Source organism: Methylorubrum sp. SL192, from assembly GCF_026672325.1.
Taxonomy (GTDB): Bacteria; Pseudomonadota; Alphaproteobacteria; order Rhizobiales; family Beijerinckiaceae; genus Methylobacterium; species Methylobacterium extorquens.
Map to the genome: position 1 here is coordinate 1,550,552 of NZ_JAPPQV010000003.1, position 17,591 is coordinate 1,568,142.

Here is a 17,591-nt window from a genome sequence, read left to right on the forward strand (position 1 = left end):
GCCGGACGCGCCCGTTTTGCAACCGGGCCGGTGGGGCCCTGCGCCGTCTACGGAGAATTCCGCATGGTCCGGCGCCGCGGTCTCGGTCAGCCTGCCGCTTTGCGTCACGAGGATGAGGACAGATGGCCGAGGTCACCGCGCTCTACAGATATCCGGTCAAGGGCCTCTCGGCCGAGCCGCTTCCGGCGCTGACGCTGGCTCGCGCGTCTGGCCTCGCCTTCGACCGCGAATACGCCCTCGCGCTCGGCACCACGGCCTTCGACCCGCAGAACCCGGAGCCGCTCGATAAGGGCTACTTCCTGATGCTGCGCAGCAACGAGGTGCTGGCGGCGCTCGCGACGCGGTTCGATCCCGAGACCGGGCAGCTCACGATCACGCGCGACGGCGCGACGATGCTCAGCGAGGATCTGACCCGGCCTGAGGGCCGCGAGGCGGTTGAGCGCTTCTTCGAGGCCTATGTCGGCCCGGCGGCCAAGGGACGGCCGCGCCTCGTGCGGGCGGCCGACCACAAGTTCACCGACGGCAGCGTGATCTCGCCGGCCTTCATGCGGGCGGTCTCGCTCATCAATCTCGCCTCGGTGCGCGCCCTGGAAGAGCGGACGGGCCAAGCGATCCACCCTCTGCGTTTCCGCGCCAACATCTACGTCGATGGGCTGGAGCCGTGGGCGGAGATGGATTGGGTCGGCCGGGAGGTGACCGTCGGGGGCTTGCGTCTGCGGGGGCTCGCCCGCACGCCGCGCTGCGCCGCCGTCGATGTGAATCCGGAGACGGCCCGGCGCGACACCAACCTGCCGAAGGCGCTGAAACGCCATTTCGACCATGTCGATCTCGGCATCTACCTCGAAGTGCTCAGCGACGGCGCCGTGGCGGTCGGCGACCGGCTTAACGTGATGCCGCAAGCCGAAGACGCCGCCTGAACGGCCACGCACCGGCCGCGCAAGCTTGGTGCGAATGCCCGCCTGGGATGCGTTTTGGGCGCCCTCTCCCTCTTGTGTCACGTATACGCAACACCAGATCATCCCTACCGGCGGCTCACAATAAAGCGCCGGTGTCCCGGTGGGGCTCACCCCGCGGGACAACGCATCGGAGGCTCCGTGCCGCGAAAAGCGGGCGGACGATCTTCGATCCGGGGAAGGGCAACACGCATGAATTTCGAAAAGTACACCGAGCGCGCCCGTGGCTTCGTCCAGGCCGCTCAGAATCTCGCCGTCCGCGAGGGCAACCCGCAGCTCGCGCCCGGCCATCTCCTCAAGGTCCTGCTCGACGATCCCGAAGGGCTCTGCGCCGGTCTTATCGACCGGGCCGGCGGCCAGTCGCGGGTCGCGCATGCGCAGGTCGAGCAATGGCTCGCCAAGCAGCCGAAGGTCTCGGGCAATGCCGCGCAGCCGCAGGCGACGCGCGAACTCGTGCGCCTATTCGACACCGCCGAGCAGGCGGCCGAGAAGGCGGGGGACTCCTACGTCACCGTCGAGCGCCTGCTGCTGGCCTTCGCCGTCGAGAAGGACGGGGAGGCCGGCCGCATCCTGACCGCGGCGGGCGTCACTGCGGCCTCGCTCAACGCGGCGATCAACGCGCTGCGCAAGGGCCGTACTGCCGACAATGCCTCGGCCGAGAACGCCTACGACGCGCTGAAGAAATACGCCCGCGACCTCACCGAGGCGGCCCGCGAGGGCAAGCTCGACCCGGTGATCGGCCGCGACGAGGAGATCCGCCGCACGATCCAGGTGCTGTCGCGGCGCACCAAGAACAATCCCGTGTTGATCGGCGAGCCCGGCGTCGGCAAGACCGCCATCGTCGAGGGGCTGGCCCTGCGCATCGTCAACGGCGACGTGCCGGAATCCCTCAAGGAGAAGAGCCTGCTCGCCCTCGACATGGGCGCGCTGATCGCCGGTGCGAAGTATCGCGGCGAGTTCGAGGAGCGGCTGAAGGGCGTGCTCTCCGAGGTGACCGCCGCGGAAGGGCAGATCATCCTGTTCATCGACGAGATGCACACGCTCGTCGGCGCCGGAAAGGCGGATGGGGCGATGGACGCCTCGAACCTGCTGAAACCCGCGCTCGCCCGCGGCGAGCTGCACTGCGTCGGCGCGACCACGCTCGACGAGTACCGCAAGCATGTCGAGAAGGACGCTGCGCTCGCCCGCCGCTTCCAGCCCGTCTTCGTGTCCGAGCCCACCGTCGAGGACACAGTCTCGATCCTGCGCGGCATCAAGGAGAAGTACGAGCAGCACCACGGCGTGCGCATCCAGGACAGCGCGCTCGTCGCGGCGGCGACCCTGTCGAACCGCTACATCACCGACCGCTTCCTGCCCGATAAAGCGATCGACCTCGTCGACGAGGCCGGCTCGCGCCTGCGCATGCAGGTCGATTCGAAGCCGGAAGAACTCGACAACGTCGATCGTGAGATCGTGCGGCTGAAGATCGAGGGCGAGGCGCTGAAGAAGGAGACGGATTCCGCCTCCCGCGATCGGCTGCAGCGCCTGGAGAAGGAACTGGCCGACCTCGAGGAGCAGTCCGCCACCATCACGGCCCGCTGGAAGGCCGAGAAGGACAAGCTGGGCGCCGCCGCCGAGTTGAAGAAGAAGCTCGACGAGGCCCGCAATGAACTCGCCTCGGCGCAGCGCCAGGGCCAGTATCAGCGCGCGGGCGAGCTCGCCTACGGCGTGATCCCGGGCCTGGAGAAGCAGCTCTCCGAGATCGAGGCCGCGGCCGAGAGCGCGGTCGCCCGCGACGGCATGGTCGAGGAGGCGGTGACGCCGGCCCATATCGCGGGCGTCGTCTCCCGCTGGACCGGCGTGCCGGTGGACAAGATGCTGGAGGGCGAGCGCGAGAAGCTGCTCGCGATGGAGGAGGCGCTCGCCAAGCGCGTCGTCGGCCAGCGCGAGGCGGTGGAGGCGGTCTCGACCGCGGTCCGCCGGGCGCGGGCCGGCCTGCAGGACCCGAACCGGCCGATCGGCTCGTTCATGTTCCTCGGGCCGACGGGCGTCGGCAAGACCGAGCTGACCAAGGCGCTGGCCGGCTTCCTGTTCGACGACGACACCGCGCTCGTGCGCATCGACATGTCCGAGTACATGGAGAAGCACGCGGTCGCCCGTCTCATCGGCGCGCCTCCCGGCTATGTCGGCTACGAGGAGGGCGGTGCGCTGACCGAGGCCGTGCGGCGCCGGCCCTATCAGGTCGTGCTGTTCGACGAGGTCGAGAAGGCGCATCCGGACGTGTTCAACGTCCTGCTGCAGGTGCTCGACGACGGGCGCCTGACGGACGGGCAGGGCCGCACGGTCGACTTCCGCAACACGCTGCTCATCATGACCTCGAACCTCGGCTCGGAGTATCTGGTGAACCAGCCGGCCGGCCAGGACACCGACGTGGTGCGCGACGAGGTGATGGGCGTGGTGCGTGGCCACTTCCGGCCCGAATTCCTGAACCGGGTGGACGAGATCATCCTGTTCCACCGCCTCGCGCGTTCGGAGATGGGGGCGATCGTCGACATCCAGCTCGGGCGTCTCGCAAAGCTCCTGGAGGATCGCAAGATCACCCTCGACGTGGACGGCGAGGCCCGCACCTGGCTCGCCGACAAGGGCTATGATCCGGCCTACGGCGCGCGGCCGCTGAAGCGGGTGATCCAGAAGAACGTGCAGGATCCGCTCGCCGAAGCGATCCTCTCGGGAGTGATCCACGACGGCGAGACGGTGCCGGTGCGCGTCGGCCCGGCCGGGCTGATGATCGGCGACGTCGCCGCCGAGCGCCGGCCCGCGGGCGTGCTGCTGAACTGATCCGGTGAACGAAAGGCCCTGGCGCGGGAGACTGCGCCGGGGCCGCCTCGGTCGCGGCCGCCCTGGAGCGGCCGCGTCAACGCGCCGCGAGGCTACTCGCGCGGCTTTGATCGGTTGCCCTGGGCCCGGAGCGCCCTCGTCTTGCGTTGCAGCGATTTCCCATCGACAACGAGCGGATGGCTGCCGAGACGATCACCTACGCCATCGGCGATATCCACGGCTGCGCCGACCTGCTCGACCGCCTGCTGGAACGCATCGAGGCCCATGCAGGGACCCGCGCGAAGAAGCTGGTCTTTCTCGGCGACTACATCGATCGAGGCCCCGACAGCGCGCGGGTCATCGAGACTCTGCGGCGCCTGCAATGGCGCGAGCCGGAGGACGTGGTCTGCCTGATGGGCAACCATGAGGAGATGCTGCTGAAGAGCCTGCGCGAGCCCGGCGCACTCGACCATTGGGTCTATAACGGCGGCGCCGAGACTCTCACCTCGTTCGGCGTATCGGGGCCGGAAGAGCTGCCCGGCGAGATGCTCGATTGGATTGAGGCCCTGCCGACCCTGCACGAGGATGCGCAGCGCTGGTACGTCCATGCCGGCTTTCGTCCCGAGGGGGAGGTGCCGGACCCCGACCCTCACAACCGGCTCTGGATCCGGGAGCCGTTCCTCTCCGAGGATTATGATTTCGGCCGCCACATCGTCCACGGCCACACGCCGCAGACCCGCGGCGGGCCGGATTGCCGCCGCTTCCGCACCAATCTCGACACGGGGGCCGTGTTCGGCAACGCGCTGACCGCGGGCGTCTTTTCGCAGGCGCAGGGCCCGGCGCTGGAATTCCTGCGCGTCTCGGCTGGTTGAGTCAGGCACCCTCGATTTCTGTGAGCGCTAAGGTTTCGTCACCGGACCGGCTTGAACCCGGCCTCGGCTCCCTCTCTAACAGGGGCTAACCGCGGCCGTTCGCGCCGCGGATGAGGAGCCGACGCCGATGGATGCGCCCCCAGAGCCCCGCATGCGGACCGAGGAGCGGGCCATGGCCCGCCTCGCACTCCGCTTCACCGATTGGGCGGAGAAGTGGTTTCCCGACGCCTTCGTGTTCGTGGCCATCGCCGTCGTCATCGTGGCATCCGCCGCGCTCATCAACGGCGCGCCGGTCCAGGCGGTGTCGAAAAGCTTCGGCGACGGGTTCTGGAGCCTGATCCCCTTCACCATGCAGATGGTCTTCGTCACCATCGGCGGCTACGTGGTGGCGACCTCCGCCCCGGTGCAGGCCCTGATCGATCGGATGGCGCTGGTGCCGAAGACCGGCCGCGGCGCCATCGGATACGTGGCGCTCGCCACCATGCTCTCCTCGCTTCTGAGCTGGGGCCTGAGTCTGATCTTCGGCGGCCTGCTCGCCCGCGCGCTGGCCCGGCGCACCGAATTGCGGATGGATTACCGTGCGGCCGGTGCCGCCGCCTATCTCGGCCTCGGCGCGACCTGGGCGATGGGCCTGTCCTCCTCCGCGGCGCAGCTTCAGGCCAACCCGAAAAGCCTGCCGCCGGGCCTGCTGCCGATCACCGGCGTGATCCCGTTCAGCGAGACAATCTTCCTGTGGCAGTCGATCCTGATTGCCGCCATCCTCGTGGTGATGTCGGCGCTGATCGCGCTCGCCTCCGCGCCGGGCCGCGAGACCGCGGTGACGGCGCAGGATCTCGGCGTCGATGTCTCCAAGCAGGAGGATAGCGTCGCCCCGCCCAAGCAGCCCGGCGAGTGGCTGGAGCACGCGCCCGTCCTGACGATCCTCATCGGCCTGCTGGCGGCGGGTTGGCTGATCCAGGAATTCGCGCGTCAGGATTGGATGGTCGCGATCTCCAACCTCAACACCTACAACTTCCTGTTCCTGATGGCCGGCTTCCTGCTGCACTGGCGGCCCAAGCGCTTCCTGGCGGCGCTCTCCAAGGCGGTCCCGGCCACCGCCGGCATCCTGATCCAGTTCCCGTTCTACGCCGCCATCGCCGCGATCCTGACGGGCGCCAAGAACGCCGCCGGCCACAGCCTTTCGGACGTCATCGCCCACGCCTTCGTGGCGATGAACACGCAAGGCTCATTCCCGCTCGCCATGGGCGTCTACTCGGCGCTGCTGGGCTTCTTCATCCCCTCGGGGGGCGGCAAGTGGCTCCTGGAGGCGCCCTACGTGATGCAGGCGGCCAACGAGCTGAAGGTGCATCTCGGCTGGGCGGTGCAGGTCTACAATGCGGCCGAGGCGCTTCCGAACCTCATCAACCCGTTCTTCATGCTGCCGCTGCTCGGCATCCTCGGCTTGAAGGCCCGCGATATCGTCGGCTTCAGCTTCCTCCAGCTCATCGTCCACCTGCCGGTGGTGCTGTTCCTGCTCTGGGCGCTCGCCTTCACGCTGGAATACCACCCGCCGGTTCTGCCGGGGTGAAACGTGCGTCTCTTGTTTTTGCATCGTCTTTTTCCGAAAGCCGGCGGCCACCTTTCGGGACGATGCTCTAAGGGCGGCCCTGCGGCGGGCCGCCCACCACGATGAGGCCGGCATCCCTCAGGCCGCCTGCCTCGTCGCCGCCGGCGGCGAGAATCGTGAAGCGGACGGGGCGCAGAGCACCGCTGTCATAGCCGGTGCTCTTCTCCAACCAGAGGCTTGTAGCGAGAAGGTCTCGGCCGGCGGGCTTCGTCGAGGCAGGCGGCGAGCGGGAGCCAGGATCGGCGCAGGCGTCCCTCCCGCAGGTTTGGCTGGAACGAGGGGTCAGCGCCGAGCGGGCACCAGCACCGCGATCGCCGCGAGCAGCCAGCCGGCCATCAGCACCACGCCGCCGCTGGGCGCTGCCATCGGAAACAGGGGCGTGCCCGTCAGCGCGCGGAGAGCAAGATCGCCCGAGAACAGCGCGAGGCCGACCAGCAGCGCCGCCGCCGCGAGGCGGGCAAGTCCGCTGCGGACGAAACCGGTCGCGGCGAGGCCGGTGAGGGCCAGCACGGCGGGAGCGTGGAACAGCAGGAACTGCGCCCCGGTCTTCAGCGTCTCGCCGCCGCTGGTATGCGCTGCGGCGGCACTCGCCGCGACGCCGAGCCCGCCGGCCAGCGCCGCCAGGGCAGCGAGGACGCGGTCGAGGCCGGTCACGCGCCGCGTTCCTGCAGCAGCCGGGCGATGCTGGCGCGCAGTTCCGCCACGCCGCGGTCGTCGCGGCTCGAGGTCAGCAGCACTTCGGGATAGGCCGCCGGGCGCTTCGCCAAAGCGGCATGGATGCCGGCGATGCGCTTCTCGATCTCGGCCTTCTTCAGCGCGTCGCCCTTGGTCAGCACGATCTGATAAGAGACCGCCGCCTTGTCGAGCCCGTCGAGCAGATCGGTGTCGATCTCCTTGAGGCCGTGCCGGGAATCGATCAGCAGGTAGACGCGCGCGAGGTTCGACCGGCCCTTGAGGTAGGCGTGGATCAGCTTGGTCCAGGCCTCGACCTTGGCCTTTTCCACCGCTGCGTAGCCGTAGCCCGGCATATCGACCAGGGTCAGGCGCTCGCCGATCCGGAAGAAGTTGAGCTGCTGGGTGCGCCCCGGCGTGTGCGAGGTCCGCGCGAGCGTGTTGCGCCCGGTCAGGGCGTTGACGAGGCTCGATTTGCCGACATTGGAGCGGCCGGCAAAAGCAATCTCGACACCCTCCATCGGCGGCAACGCCCCGAGGGCCGGGGCGGCGGTGGCGAAGTCCGCGCTACCGGCAAACAGCAGGCGGCCGGCTTCGAGCAGTTCGGGGGAGGGAGCGTCTGTCGGGTCGTCGGTCATGAGGCTGCGCGCTTCTTCCCCCCTGCGGGCAAGGGGAGGGATGGGGGGATGCCGGCCGATGCGCGGCGGCGCATTCCGCTCGGCTGCCGGCTTCTTCCCCGCTCGAGCATCGTCCCGAAAGGTGGTGGCCGGCTTTCGGAAGGAGATGCTGCAAAACAATAGATGAGGGCATCGTCCTGGATCAGGCGTCCAGGACGATGCCCTCGTGGGAGGTCGGCGCTCGACGGTCGAGCGTCAGCCCCCGGTATCAGCCCTTGGCCGCGGCGCTCTTGTTGCCGCGTTTGAACATGCCCCTGAGGTTGTCCCACAACTCCACCTTCACGCCGTTGCGGCGCATGATGACGTATTGCTGGATGACCGAGAGGGTGTTGTTCCAGGCCCAGTAGATCACGAGGCCGGCGGGGAACGAGCCGAGCATGAAGGTGAACACGATCGGCATGAAGGCGAAGACCTGCGCCTGGACCGGGTCCGGCGGCGCGGGGTTCATCTTCATCTGGATGAACATCGTGATGCCCATGATGATCGGCCACACGCCCAGATGGATCGGGATGTACTCGGGCGGCGTGAACGGAAGCAGGCCGAACAGGTTGACGATGCTCGTCGGATCGGGCGCGGCGAGGTCCTGAATCCAACCGAAGAACGGCGCGTGCCGCATCTCGATGGTGATGAACAACACCTTGTAGAGCGCGAAGAAGACCGGGATCTGGATCAGCACCGGCCAGCAGCCGGCAACCGGATTGATCTTCTCCTTCTTGTACAGCTCCATCATCGCCTGCTGCTGCTTCACCCGGTCGTCCTTGTAGCGCTCCCGGATGGAGGTCATCTCCGGCTGCACGGCCTTCATCTTGGCCATGGAGACGTAGGAGCGGTTGGCGATCGGCAGGAAGAACAGCTTCAGGATCAGCGTCACGAGCAGGATCGAGACACCGAAATTGCCCAGCAGGTGGAAGAAGAAGTCGAGCGCCCGGAACATCGGCTTGGTCAGGAACCAGAACCAGCCCCAGTCGATCATCAGATCGAATTGCTTGATGCCGAACTCGCGCTCGTAGGCGTTGATCTGGTTGACCTCCTTGGCGCCCGCGAACAAGCGCTGCGTCGTCACGGACGACGCGTTCGGCGCCAGGGTGACAGCGTCGCCGCGCACGGAGGTCTGGTAGATCTTGGTCGCGCCGTCGGTGCGCTCGGTGAAGGCGCCGGTGAAGGGCTTGTCCTGCTCCGGGATCGCGGCGGCGGCCCAGTACTTGTCGGTGATGCCGACCCAGCCGCCGGTCACGTTCGTCCAGGCCTTGCCCTGCGTGGCGGCTCCGCCATAGGCCGGCTCCTTGCCGACCTTGTCGTAAGTGTATTCCTGCAGGCCGTCGCCGCCGAGCACGCCGATCAGGCCTTCGTGCAGGACGTAATAGCCCTGGGTCTGCGGCTTACCCCAGCGCGAGACGAGGCTGTAGGGATAGAGCGTCACCGGGTTGGCCGAGGTGTTCTCCACCTCGTCGCGCACGGTGAACATGAACTTGTCGTCCACGGCGACGATGCGCTTGAAGACGAGGCCCTGGCCGTTGTCCCAGGTCAGCGTCAGCGGCCGGCCGGGCGCCAGCAGATCGCCGTCCGCCTTCCAGAGGGTGTCGGCATTGGGCAGCGGACCCGCATTGGCGCCGACCCAGCCGAACTCGGCGTAATACGGGTTGGCGGTGCCCGTGGGCGAGAGCAGCACGATGCGCGGGCTCTCGTCGCTGACGGTCTCGTGGTAGTTCTTCAGGCTCACATCGTCGATGCGGGCGCCCTTGAGGCCGATCGAGCCGTAGAGGGCCGGCGTGTCGATGCGGACGCGCGCGGAACGGGCCAGCGCGTCCTCGCGGGAGACGGGCCCCTGCGCCGCGGCGCCCGGCAGGGTGCCGGGAGCGGGCGCGTTGGGGCTGCCCTCACGCGGGCTCGGCGACGGGATGCCGTCGGCCGTCTGCGGCGCACCCGTCTGTGCGGTCTGGCTCTGCGCCGCCTGTCGCTGCCGCTCGCTGGCCGGCCCGGTGACGAAGTAATGCCAGCCAAGCAGGACCACCAGCGACAAGGCGATGGCGACGAACATGTTCGTCTTGTCGTTACCCATCGGTCGATCCGTCAGGCGCTTTCGATGTGGGGGGGAAGGGCGGAGTGCCGCCAGCCGACGCACCGCGCCCGGAGCGGGACCCGCCGCGTCGCGGTGGGGTCGGCCGGGCGGAGTCGCTGGAGCGCGGCGTGGCCGGGCGCGTCACCGATTGGAGCGCGCGGCGCAGATCCGCGACGAGGCTGTCGAACGGGGCGTCGAGGGCAGGGCGCCGGGCGATCACCACGACATCCGCTCCGATCGCAGGCGCATCCGCCGCCACGGCGGCGACGGCGCTGCGCAGGCGTCGCCGTATCCGGTTGCGTTCGGTCGCATGCCCTACGCGCTTGGTGATGGTGAAGCCGAGGAAGAGGCCCTCGGCGGTCGCGCCGTCGCGCGTCTCGCCCGGATCGCGCATGCGCCCTTGGGCGCTCATGCGTTCCGTATGAAAACGCCGGCCCTGGGCGGCTGCCAGGAAGTCCGGGCGCCGCCGGAGACGTCCGATCGTCGGCACGGGCGCTCCGATCCCGATTCGCGGGCTCGTGTTGCAAAAGGCGGCGTCGCGCGAAGGGCGGCGCCGCGGGACGTATCAGGCCGAGAGGCGCTTGCGGCCGTGCGCGCGGCGGGCCGCGATGACCTTGCGGCCGCCGGCGGTGGCCATGCGGGCGCGGAAGCCGTGGCGGCGCTTCCGAACGAGCTTGCTGGGCTGATAGGTTCTCTTCATGGTCGGTCTCCGGCGGCCGAGGTATCGGCCCGGCGGCGCTGCCGATGAGCGCGCGGACCGTGCGTAAGCCTCGAAATGGGATCTGCAAACGCGAAGGGCGCCCGGAACGGGGCGCCGCTTCGCAATGGCGCGGCTTATGGCGGAGGGGGCGCTGCAAGTCAATGACGAGGCCCAACTCATGACGGCCCCGCCCGCCGCTGCGCCGGTTCGAGCGATGCCGCGAGCGATTCGGCGGGTGGCGGTGGCTATCGGACCGCTCTGTTGCGATCGCGCGCGTCGCGGCTTGGGTCTTCACGGGCCTGTGCCGACGATTCCCGCAGCGACGGCCGGGCTCTTAACGGGGCGTTAACCTTTCCGTTCTACAAAGAGGCACATCCAGATTGTCTGGATCCTGATTGGGATCTCTTTCCAGTCTGCTTGATGCCTCCCTGTAAGACTCACGAAAGCCGCTCCTCCTGGGGCGGCTTCTTTTTTTGCCTCTCTTCGCACGCCGAGTGCCGCGCTTCGGGCCTCGTGCCGGCTAGCGCCGTTAACGTTAAAAAGACGTGAACCTCCTTTCGGCTCGCGTTCGGCGCTACACTTGCCCCACTGGCCGCATTCGCACCGGCATCGTCCCGATCCGGGGCAGATGGTTCGCTGGCGGTACAGGAGGCAGGATGACCGAGTTCGACGTGACGTTCCGGGACGATCGCGAGTGGGTGAGCTTCGGCCAGTCCTACGTGACCTCGGAAGGCTTCAAGACCCTGTTCCGCGAGGGCATGCTGCTGGTCGAGGAGACGGCGGCCTATCTCGATGGGGAAGGGCGCTCCGAATCGCGGCTGATCTCCCGCGATGCCACGCTCGCCTATGCCAGCGAGAGCATGCGCCTCACGACCCGGCTGATGCAGATCGCCTCATGGCTGCTGGTGCAGCGCGCCGTCTCCGAGGGTGAGATCTCGCTGGTTCAGGCACAGGAGGAGAAGACCCGCGTCAAGCTCGCCGAGCCGGAGCGCGCCCTGCCCGAGGCCGGCGAAGCCTTCACCACCCTGCCGCTGCGGCTTCAGGATCTCGTGCGCCGTTCGCGCCGGCTTCACTCGCGCATCCTCCACCTCGATGCGCTCATCAGCGAGGATCGCCCCGCTCCGGTGCCGCGGGAAAGCCCGGTGACCGCCCAGTTCGGCCGTCTGCGCGCCGCGTTCGGCGGAGAGTGATTTCGACTGCCCTTGTCCCGATCCGGCCCGCATTCCGGGCTGGATCCGGAGTGCGCGCGGCACGCCCGCTTGGCGCGCCCCGTATCGGTCTCGCGGGCTGACGCCCCGGCCCGGATTGCCTCAGCCGAATCGATTTGGCCGAACCGTTTTGCCGTTCGGCTGGCCGCAGGGGCGCAGGCCGACGGCCGCCCATCGTTGCCCGATTGTGCCGATGCGGTTCAACCTGCCGCCCGAGCGGTCCTTGCCGTTAGATCATCCGCACAAACGAAAACGGCGCCGCGAGCGGCGCCGTCTGGTCGATTCGGGCTCGCGCCCAAATCCAACAATCACTTCTTGCCGAAGCCGAGGCCGCCGAAGCGCGAGTTGAAGCGCGAGACGCGCCCGCCGCGATCGAGCATCTTCTGCTCGCCGCCGGTCCAGGCCGGATGCGTGGACGGGTCGATGTCCAGGTTGAGGACGTCGCCTTCCTTGCCGTAGGTCGAGCGGGTCTTGTAGTCGGAGCCATCGGTCATCACGACCTTGATGAAGTGGTAGTCGGGGTGCTCGGTCCCCTTGGCCTTGCCGGCCTCGTTCTTTGCCATGACGAATTCCTGAGGTAGCACGCCGACCAGCCCCGCCACTCAGGGGAGGAGCCAGGGGCAAAACATCGCGCGCATTCCGATGAAGGCGCGCCTATACCTCAGCCTCGGACGAGGAACAAGAGAGCGCGGGCGCATCGGCGGTTTTCCGCAAAACGATGACAGGGATATCGGCCGCGATCCGCCCGCTCGTCCGGCACGAACTGGAAATCCGGGCGGTCGCTGCGTATGCGATGGGTCCAGGCAAAGACGACACGACAGAAACGGCACGGAACGGGACGAAACGATGTCGAGGAATGATGGCCCGCAAGCGTGATGCGTCGTCCGGCGCAGGTGACGATCCGCAGGCGGCTCTCCGGGGGCGGGCGCCGCTCGGAGCACTCAAGCCGCTGATTCCCTTCGCCAGCCGCTACCGGGGCCGCATCCTCGCGGCGCTGATTTCGTTGATCGCGGCGTCGGGCGCGACGCTCGTCGTGCCGATCGCGATTCGCCGGGTGATCGACCACGGCTTCTCGCCGGAGGGGCAGGCCCTCATCAATTCCTACTTCCTGGCGCTGCTAGTGGTGGTGGCGGTGCTCGCGGTGTCGAGTGCGGGCCGCTACTATTCGGTGGTGACGCTGGGCGAGCGCGTCGTCGCGGATCTGCGCTCGGCCGTGTTCGCGCGCCTGACAAGCCTCGACCCGACTTTCTTCGACAAGTCGCAATCCGGCGAGATCGTCTCGCGGCTCACGGCGGATGCTACGCAGGTCAAGGCGGTGTTCGGCGTCTCGATCTCGATCCTGCTACGCAACCTGTTCCTGTTCGTCGGCGCCGTGGTGATGATGGTCTGGACGAGCCCAGGCCTGTCGATCCTGGTGCTTGCCGCGATTCCGCTCATCGTGTTTCCGCTGATCCTGTCGGGTCGCGGCGTGCGGCGGCGCTCGCGCGCGGCGCAGGACCGGCTCGCCGACGCCTCGGCCTACGCCGCGGAAGCGGTCGGGGCGGTCCGCACCATGCAGGCCTTCGGCATGGGCCGCGCCACCGCCGAGCGCTTCGCGCAAGCGTCCGAGAACGCCTACCGGGCGGCGCGCGTCTCGATCACGGCCCGCGCCCTGCTCACCGGCGTGGCGATCTTCCTGATCTCGGCCTCCGTCGTCGGCGTGATGTGGTACGGCGCCAAGGGCGTGCTCGCGGGCACCACCAGCGCCGGCCAGCTCTCGCAATTCGTGCTCTACGCCGTGTTCGGCGCCAGCGCCCTCGGGCAGCTCTCCGAGGTCTACGGCGAACTCGCCCAGGCCGCGGGCGCCGCCGAGCGACTCGGCGAGATCCTGGCCGCCGAGCCGGCGATCAAGTCCCCCGAGCACCCGGTCGCGCTGCCGAGCCCGGCCCGTGGCGCGGTCGCGTTCGAGGCGGTGCGCTTCCGCTACCCGACCCGGCCCGAACACGCGGCGCTGGACGGCATCTCCTTCACGGCGGCGCCCGGCGAGCGCATCGCCCTCGTCGGTCCCTCGGGGGCCGGCAAGACCACGGTGCTGCAATTGCTGCTGCGCTTCTACGACCCCGACGAGGGGCGCGTGACGATCGACGGCGTGCCGCTGCCGCAAGCCGATCTCGACGCCCTGCGTGCGCGCCTCTCCCTGGTGCCGCAGGACCCGGTGGTGTTCTCCGGCACGGTTCTGGAGAACATCCGCTACGGGCGCCCCGGCGCGAGCGAGGCGGAGGTCGAGGAGGCGGCGCGCCTCGCCAACGCCGATGGCTTCGTCCGTGCCCTGCCGCAGGGCTACGCAACAATGCTCGGTGAGCGCGGCACCACGCTCTCGGGCGGGCAGCGCCAGCGCATCGCCATCGCCCGCGCCATCCTGAAGGATGCGCCGGTCCTTCTCCTCGACGAGGCGACCTCGGCGCTCGATGCCGAGAGCGAGCGCGCGGTGCAGAACGCCCTCGACCGGCTGATGCAGGGCCGCACCACGCTGGTAATCGCCCACCGGCTCGCGACCATCCGCGCGGCCGACCGCATCCTCGTCTTCGACGGCGGCAAGATCGTCGAGGAGGGCACGCACGAAAGCCTGCTCGCCCGCGGCGCCCTCTACGCGCAGCTCGCGAGCCTGCAATTCGCCGACAGCTTCGATGACAGCGCCCGGGCGCGCGACCCGCGCCCGAAACACGCCGCGGAATAGAGCATCCTCCCGAAAGGCGGTTTCCGGCTTTCGGATCAAGGAGATGCTCTCGCGTTTTGTTTTCGCATCGTCCCGAAAGCCGGCGGCCACCTTTCGGGACGATGCTCTGACGCACACGAAGGCGATCGATGGTTCTCACCCGCTTCCCCCGTGTCGCGCTCACCGACGGGCCGACGCCGATCCGTTCCCTCGACCGACTCTCGACCCATCTCGGGCCCGAGCTGAACGGCGTCCGCCTGTTCGTGAAGCGCGACGACATCGGCCCGGTGGGTTTGGGCGGCAACAAGCTGCGCAAGCTCGAATTCCTGCTCGGTCAGGCGCTGGCGGAGCGGGCCGACACGGTGATCACCGTCGGTGCGCTGCAATCGAACCACGCCCGGCTCACCGCCGCCTCCGCCGCGCGGATGGGGCTCGCCTGCGAACTGTTCCTCACCCGCAGCGTCCCGCGGGAGGACGCCGACTATACGGCCAACGGCAACCGGCTGTTGCAGGATCTGTTCGGCGCCCGCGTGCACCTGCTGCCGGGCGAGGCGGATTCGCTGGCGCAGGCCGAGGCGCGGGCGGAGGAGTTGAGGGCGGAGGGGCGGCGCGTCCACGTCTTCCCCTCCGGCGGGTCGAGCCCGCTCGGCTGTCTCGGCTACGCGGCCTGCGCCGCCGAGATCCTGGAGCAGGCGGCCAATCTCGGTCTCGCCTTCGCCCGCATCGTCGTGCCGAACGGCAGCTCCGGCACCCATGCGGGGCTCGCCGCCGGCCTCGCCGCCGCCGGCCGCGACCCGCATCTGGCCCAATCCTACACAGTGCTCGCCCCCGAGCCCGAGGCGACGGCCGCAACGCTGGCCAGGGCCCGCGACACCCTCGCGCTGATCGATGGCGGCCAGACGCTCTCCGATGACGCCATTCTCGTGGACGGCTCCCATCGCGGGCCGGGCTACGGCATCCCGACCGAGGGCATGCGCGAGGCGGTGCGGTTGATGGCTCGCACGGAAGGACTGCTGCTCGACCCCGTCTACAGCGGCAAGGCGTTCGCCGGGCTGCTCCACGACGTGCGCGCCGGCCGGTACGAGCGCGGCGCGGCGGTGCTGTTCGTGATGACCGGTGGCGTGCCGGGGCTGTTCGCTTACCGGAGCGAGTTTTAGCGCCCTGACCCCTCTCCCGCAGGGGGAGAGGAAGCGCCGTCACCGCTCCGTCAGCTTCATCTCGATCCGGCGATTTCGGGAATAGGCCTCCTCGCTCGTCCCCGAATCGAGCGGCTGGAACTCGCCGAAAGCGCCGGCCAGGAGGCGCTGCGGCGGGAGGCCCTTGCTCCGCAGATACTGCACCACCGCGATGGCGCGCGACGCCGACAGCGCCCAGTTCGAGGGGAATTGGGCCGACTGGATCGGGCGCGCATCGGTATGGCCGTCGACGCGCAGCACCCAGGGGATGTCGGCGGGGATCTCCCGCGCGATGTCGAGGATCGCCCCGGCGATTCGGTCCAGTTCCGGCCCGGCCTCGGGCTTCAGCGCGGCGGAGCCGGCCGCGAACAGAACCTCGGATTGCAGCACGAAGCGGTCGCCGACGATGCGGACATCGGTGCGGCTGCCGATGACTTGACGCAGCCGCCCAAAGAAGTCGGAGCGGTAGCGGGCGAGTTCCTGCACCCGCTGGGCGAGCGCCACGTTGAGGCGGCTGCCGAGTTCGGCGATGCGGGCTTGGCTTTCCCGGTCGCGGGATTCGGAGGCCGCCAGCGCGTCTTCGAGCGCCGCGAGCTGTCGGCGCAGGGCGCGGATCTGCTCGTTCAGAAGCTCGACCTGATTCTGGGCCCGCTGCGTCGCGCCGCGCTCGGCCGCGAGCTGGGCATCGACGTCGGCGCTCTTGCCCTGGGCCGCCTCGCTGGCATCGGTGAGCGCCCGGAGCCGGTCGCGCTCGGCTTCCGTGGCGGTCAGGGTGTTGCGCAGGCCGGAGGCCGCCTCTTCCTGGGCGCGGCGGCTGGAGCGCTCCAGTGCCAGCAAGTCGGTGAGGTCGGCGATCTGCCGGTTGAGGCGGGTCAGGACCGCGTCGCGCCCGGTCAACTCCTGCGAGAGGAAGAACTGCCCCACTACGAAGACGGTGAGCAGGAAGACGACGGCGAGCAGGAGTGTCGCCAGCGCATCGACATAGCCCGGCCAGACGTTGAGGCTGCGCTGCGAGCGGGCACGGGCAGAGGCCATTTAGGAGCCGACCTTCTCGCGCGCCAGCCGTTCGAGCACCTGCTTCAGCTCCCGCTCCCGGGCCGCCTGGGCCTCGACCCAGTCACGGATCATCTGCTGCTCGGCGCGCATGTGCTGCACGAGCCCCTGGATGCCCTCGGCGAGGTTGGTCATGGCCTGGGTCGCGCCCCGGCCCCCGGCGCCCTCGGCGATGACGCCGCTCAGGCGGTCCACCGCCGCCTGCAGCTCGCGGGCGATGGCGGGGTCGTGCTCCGGTGCCGGGCGTGCCGCGACGGTGGTCGTGGCGACCGCCTGCTCCTCGCCGGAGACGAGCCAATCCTCCAACTCGTTGTGGAAACGCGAATGGGCCTGGCCGGTCTGAAGGTCGAGGAAGCCGACGATCAAAGAGGAGGCGAGGCCGAACAGCGAGGCGGAGAAGGCGAGGCCGATGCCCGAGAGCGGCACGGCGAGCCCGCTCTTGAGTTCATCGAACATCACCGCCGCGTCGCCGCCGCCGCGCATGCCGCCGATCACCGAGCCCACCGCCGACAGCGTCTCGATCAGGCCCCAGAAGGTGCCGAGCAGGCCGAGCAGGATCAGGATGCCGGCGATGTAGCGCAGGATCTCGCGGCCCTCGTCGAGCCGCACGGCGGTGGTGTCGAGATGCGCGCGGGTGCTCGACAGCGTCATCCCATCGCGCCGCGCCGCGATGGCGGGCAGCAGCGGTGCGAGCAGGGCCGGCCGGTCCTTCGGGTTCTGCCCGGCGGCAACCGCGTTGACGTAGCGTACCTCGCGAAACAGCCGCGTCACCTGCCCGAAGGCGAGCAGCACCGCGATCAGCAGCACGCCGAGGATCAGCCCGTTCAGGCCTGGATTGGCGAGGAAGGCCGGGGTGATCTGCTTGTAGAGGACGAAGGCGAGGAAGCCCGCGAGCGCCAGGAACACCAGCATCCGCACCAGCGTCATGCCGGGCTTGGCGAGGGGAGGCGTGTCGAGGGACGCGGAACGGGCCGCCATCGGGTCCATACTCGTGTTGGGCCTGACGCCGGGACCGGCGGCACCGCTGTGTCGAAACCGGCGGCACTGTGGCGGCTCGGCCTGCCGCGATCAAGTCGCGGTGCCGTATCGTTCAACGAGCATTCGACCGTGGCCCGTCCGGGGCTG

The 17,591-nt window shown here is 69.1% G+C and carries 16 protein-coding genes; 7 read left to right on the plus strand and 9 right to left on the minus strand.

Annotated elements, in window-relative coordinates:
* Nucleotides 1-122 precede the first annotated feature (122 nt).
* From OVA30_RS08020 to OVA30_RS08035, 4 genes are all read left to right on the plus strand, one after another.
* A complete protein-coding gene (locus OVA30_RS08020; protein ID WP_268175133.1) occupies nt 123-917 on the plus strand; it encodes an MOSC domain-containing protein in 795 nt (264 codons plus the stop codon).
* A gap of 228 nt (nt 918-1,145) precedes the next feature.
* The gene (clpB, locus tag OVA30_RS08025) at nt 1,146-3,770 is read left to right on the plus strand and encodes an ATP-dependent chaperone ClpB (RefSeq protein ID WP_012253781.1); all 2,625 of its coding nucleotides are present in this window, start codon (nt 1,146-1,148) and stop codon (nt 3,768-3,770) included.
* Between the two features lie 176 nt (nt 3,771-3,946).
* Nucleotides 3,947-4,621, plus strand: coding sequence for a metallophosphoesterase family protein (locus tag OVA30_RS08030; RefSeq protein WP_268177468.1), 675 nt, complete (start codon nt 3,947-3,949; stop codon nt 4,619-4,621).
* A gap of 127 nt (nt 4,622-4,748) precedes the next feature.
* Nucleotides 4,749-6,188, plus strand: a complete 1,440-nt coding sequence (locus OVA30_RS08035; RefSeq protein WP_268175134.1) for a short-chain fatty acid transporter — start codon at nt 4,749-4,751, stop codon at nt 6,186-6,188.
* Nucleotides 6,189-6,255: 67 nt separating this feature from the next.
* Here OVA30_RS08035 and OVA30_RS08040 read toward each other — a convergent pair whose 3' ends face one another.
* The 6 genes from OVA30_RS08040 to rpmH all read right to left on the minus strand — a co-directional run bounded on the left by OVA30_RS08040 (nt 6,256) and on the right by rpmH (nt 10,335).
* On the minus strand, nt 6,256-6,396 hold the full coding sequence (locus OVA30_RS08040; protein WP_268175135.1) for a hypothetical protein: 141 nt from the start codon (nt 6,394-6,396) through the stop codon (nt 6,256-6,258).
* A 113-nt stretch (nt 6,397-6,509) separates the two neighbouring features.
* Complete coding sequence (locus tag OVA30_RS08045; protein WP_268175136.1) at nt 6,510-6,881, minus strand: DUF423 domain-containing protein; 372 nt, start codon at nt 6,879-6,881, stop codon at nt 6,510-6,512.
* Complete coding sequence (gene yihA / locus OVA30_RS08050) at nt 6,878-7,537, minus strand: ribosome biogenesis GTP-binding protein YihA/YsxC (protein WP_003606313.1); 660 nt, start codon at nt 7,535-7,537, stop codon at nt 6,878-6,880. The genes OVA30_RS08045 and yihA overlap by 4 nt, the downstream gene beginning before the upstream one ends.
* A 247-nt stretch (nt 7,538-7,784) precedes the next feature.
* Nucleotides 7,785-9,635: a membrane protein insertase YidC gene (gene yidC, locus OVA30_RS08055; protein WP_056119762.1), complete on the minus strand. Its 1,851-nt coding sequence runs from the start codon at nt 9,633-9,635 to the stop codon at nt 7,785-7,787.
* Nucleotides 9,628-10,125 carry a ribonuclease P protein component gene (rnpA, locus tag OVA30_RS08060; RefSeq protein WP_268175137.1) on the minus strand — a complete coding sequence of 166 codons (498 nt, stop codon included), beginning with the start codon at nt 10,123-10,125 and terminating at the stop codon, nt 9,628-9,630. The genes yidC and rnpA overlap by 8 nt, the downstream gene beginning before the upstream one ends.
* A gap of 75 nt (nt 10,126-10,200) precedes the next feature.
* Complete coding sequence (rpmH, locus tag OVA30_RS08065) at nt 10,201-10,335, minus strand: 50S ribosomal protein L34 (protein WP_012253788.1); 135 nt, start codon at nt 10,333-10,335, stop codon at nt 10,201-10,203.
* Between the two features lie 656 nt (nt 10,336-10,991).
* Between rpmH and rcdA the strand changes: the two genes are divergently transcribed.
* Nucleotides 10,992-11,525, plus strand: a complete 534-nt coding sequence (gene rcdA, locus OVA30_RS08070; RefSeq protein WP_253395852.1) for a protease adaptor protein RcdA — start codon at nt 10,992-10,994, stop codon at nt 11,523-11,525.
* Between the two features lie 326 nt (nt 11,526-11,851).
* Here the strand turns inward: rcdA and rpmE are convergent, their stop codons facing one another.
* The gene (gene rpmE, locus OVA30_RS08075) at nt 11,852-12,106 is read right to left on the minus strand and encodes a 50S ribosomal protein L31 (protein WP_003602933.1); all 255 of its coding nucleotides are present in this window, start codon (nt 12,104-12,106) and stop codon (nt 11,852-11,854) included.
* Between the two features lie 296 nt (nt 12,107-12,402).
* Between rpmE and OVA30_RS08080 the strand changes: the two genes are divergently transcribed.
* Nucleotides 12,403-14,259 (plus strand): ABC transporter transmembrane domain-containing protein, encoded by a 1,857-nt coding sequence (locus tag OVA30_RS08080; protein ID WP_003602932.1) that lies wholly within the window; start codon nt 12,403-12,405, stop codon nt 14,257-14,259.
* Between the two features lie 128 nt (nt 14,260-14,387).
* On the plus strand, nt 14,388-15,395 hold the full coding sequence (locus OVA30_RS08085) for a D-cysteine desulfhydrase family protein (RefSeq protein ID WP_268175138.1): 1,008 nt from the start codon (nt 14,388-14,390) through the stop codon (nt 15,393-15,395).
* A gap of 39 nt (nt 15,396-15,434) precedes the next feature.
* On the opposite strand, the gene OVA30_RS08090 is transcribed toward OVA30_RS08085, so the two are convergent.
* Both OVA30_RS08090 and OVA30_RS08095 read right to left on the minus strand, forming a co-directional pair.
* Nucleotides 15,435-16,448 (minus strand): peptidoglycan -binding protein, encoded by a 1,014-nt coding sequence (locus OVA30_RS08090; RefSeq protein ID WP_003602930.1) that lies wholly within the window; start codon nt 16,446-16,448, stop codon nt 15,435-15,437.
* Nucleotides 16,449-17,444: a MotA/TolQ/ExbB proton channel family protein gene (locus OVA30_RS08095; RefSeq protein ID WP_015950992.1), complete on the minus strand. Its 996-nt coding sequence runs from the start codon at nt 17,442-17,444 to the stop codon at nt 16,449-16,451.
* Between the last annotated feature and the right edge of the window lie 147 nt (nt 17,445-17,591).